This window comes from Rhodovulum sp., assembly GCF_011048875.1.
GTDB lineage: Bacteria > Pseudomonadota > Alphaproteobacteria > Rhodobacterales > Rhodobacteraceae > Rhodovulum > Rhodovulum tesquicola.
Genome location: NZ_DSDD01000231.1, coordinates 1 through 2,442 on the forward strand (window position 1 = coordinate 1; position 2,442 = coordinate 2,442).

The 2,442-nt window shown below is 68.1% G+C and carries 3 protein-coding genes; 1 reads left to right on the top strand and 2 read right to left on the bottom strand.

What is annotated here, in order from left to right; genetic code table 11:
• Together ENN83_RS08110 and ENN83_RS08115 are read right to left on the bottom strand one after the other, a co-directional pair.
• Positions 1-936: ABC transporter permease subunit (locus ENN83_RS08110; RefSeq protein WP_414707636.1), on the bottom strand; the 936-nt coding region annotated here is incomplete at its 3' end.
• Positions 937-1,020: 84 nt separating this feature from the next.
• On the bottom strand, positions 1,021-1,566 hold the full coding sequence (locus ENN83_RS08115; RefSeq protein WP_287185837.1) for a transporter substrate-binding protein: 546 nt from the start codon (positions 1,564-1,566) through the stop codon (positions 1,021-1,023).
• Between the two features lie 481 nt (positions 1,567-2,047).
• Between ENN83_RS08115 and ENN83_RS08120 the strand changes: the two genes are divergently transcribed.
• Positions 2,048-2,442, top strand: a 395-nt coding sequence (locus tag ENN83_RS08120) for an urease accessory protein UreD (RefSeq protein ID WP_287185839.1), incomplete at its 3' end; no start/stop codon positions are given.

Here is a 2,442-nt window from a genome sequence, read left to right on the forward strand (position 1 = left end):
CATGGACGCCGCCATGCGCGGGTTCTGCGTGACCGCGCGCACCTCAAGCCCCAGCCGCGTGCGGCGCATGATGAACAGGAACAGGGCGAGGAACATCAGCGCAAGGACGAAGATCGCGATGCGGATATAGCTGATCGAGACGACATGGTTGATGACCCGCGACCCGTCCAGCCAGGCGGGCGAGGTCAGCGGGCGGGCCTGGGTGCCGAAGATGTTCTTCGCCAGTTTCTGCAACGCGATCGAGATGCCGAAGGTCGCCAGCAGCGTTTCCAGCGGCCGGTTGTAGAGCCAGCGGATCACCAGCCGCTCCATCGCCACACCCGCGCCGAAGGTGATGGCGAAGGCCAGCGGCAGCGCGTCCAGCGCCAGATCGGCCATCTGGTTGCCCCCGACCATCAGCGCGATGGCGGAAAGCACGTCGGCGGCGGTTTCGGTCACGCGCGGGTCGGCTTCGGCATGGCGGTCGTAGAAAGAATGGGCGGCAAGGGCCGCGCGGATCTCGGCGCGGCCGATCCGGGGCGAGGCCAGCCCGGCCTCGACCAGCATGGCATAGGCCGCCTCGCGCGGCAGTGCCTCGCGGCCGGGGCTCAGGCGGCGCGTGATGTTCTCGCCTGCGGGTGGTTCGCCCGGCGCGACCGCACGGGTGGTCTCCATCAGCGGGTTCAGCGCGGCGCGCATATCCACGCCGATATCGCCCGCAAAGCCTTCGATGGCGGCGATCCGTGCATCCGGGTCCGGGTCGAAGGAAATCGTCAGCAGCCGCTCCAGACGCGCCTCGGGCAGGCCGCTGTCACGCCGCGCCTCGATCGCCGGGCCGATGCCGCGGCGCGCGCCGTGTTCGATGGCCGCGCGATGCTCTTGCAGCAGGCTCTGCAAGGGCGTGGCGGCCGGGCCATCGGCGGCGATGTCCTGTGCCCCGGCGGTGGCGCGAGACACAGGAAGGTCAGGGCGGCAAGAAGGATGCGCATGGCGGTCAGCCCGTCGGGACAGGGGGGGGCGGCATCCCGCCCCCCGGTCACGTCAATAGTTCGACTTGATCTGGACGCAGGACTGGGTCTCGGTGTTGTACATGCCGCAGCCCAGATCCTTCCGGTCCGAGGTCAGCACGGCCGATTCCGGCATGAAATCGGTCCAGGCATCGCCCGGCACCTCTTCGGTCTGGCTGATGATGTCGAACTGCCCGTCGGCCAGGATCTCGTCGATCAGCACGGGTTTGGACAGGTGATGATCGGTGTCCATCACGGCCATGCTGACCGACGTCCAGCAGCCGAACATCACGTCCACATCGGACACGGTCAGCAATTCGCGCGCCTTCTCTGCGAAAAGCGGCCAGTCCGAGGCCGGGTCGACCACGACCGCCTCAAGCTGTTTGCCCAGCACGCCGCCCTTCTTGTTCTGCTCGTCGATGAGCATCAGCATGGTGTCCTTCAGCGTGGTCTCGGGAATCGCCATCGTGCCCGACAGCGAATGCAGCACGCCCACCTTGATCGAGTCCTGTGCCCAGGCCGGCAGGCTCAGCGCCGAAAAGGCGACGGCACCGGCAAGGGACGTCTTGATCTTCTTCATGGATTCCCTCCGCGCGGGGCGTTTGCGGCTGGCCTGCGCGCATGGCGCGCAACACCCTCCCCAGGCCCCGCAGCTTTTTCGTTGCATCCGTGCGCCGACCCCGCCGATGTCCCGGTTCGCGTGGTCGCCGCCCCCCCCCGATCCACCGATGACGTCGTGACGGGCGCCCCAAGGCTTTTCTGCGCTGCGGCAGGCGCGCAATCGCAAGGGACGTGGCGGCGATCCGATTTCCGGTTTTGTCGGGATGCTTGCACAACAAACGAACAAAAATCCCCAAAATCGCATAATAATACGGCGAAAAGCTGCGCTTGCCGCTTCGTTTCCGGCAAAAACCTGTGCGGTCCGCCGCGATCTGCGGAACAAGAAGCCAAGGTGAAGGCGGTCCGGGGGGCAATCAGATTACCTGTGTTGCGAAGGAAAGGGCGGCGATGACGGCCTGCGCGCAGCCGCCCGGCTCGACTGGCTGCCGCAGGAGACGATCCTGGTTGAAGGCGCGGAGCTTGACCGGCGGCTGGTGGCCGACCCGGCCCCCGGCGCGCGGCTTCTGCTGGTCGAACCGCTGGTCTTCGGCCGCGCCGCGATGGGCGAGGTGCTGCGCGCCGTCCCGTTCCGCGACCGGATCGAGATCCGCCGCGCGGGCGTGCCGCTCTATCTCGACGCCCTGCGCTTCGAGGGCGATCTGGCCGCGCATCTGGCCCGATCCGCCGTAGCGGGCGGCGCGGGGGCCATGGCAAGCCTGATCCTTGTCGCCCCCGAGGCCGAGGCGCATCTGGTGCCCCTGCGCGCCTTGATGCCCGCCACCGGCGGGATTAGCCTGATCGGCGCCGTCCTGCTGGCCCTGCGCCTGCTGGCGCCTGACAGTTTCACCCTGCGCCG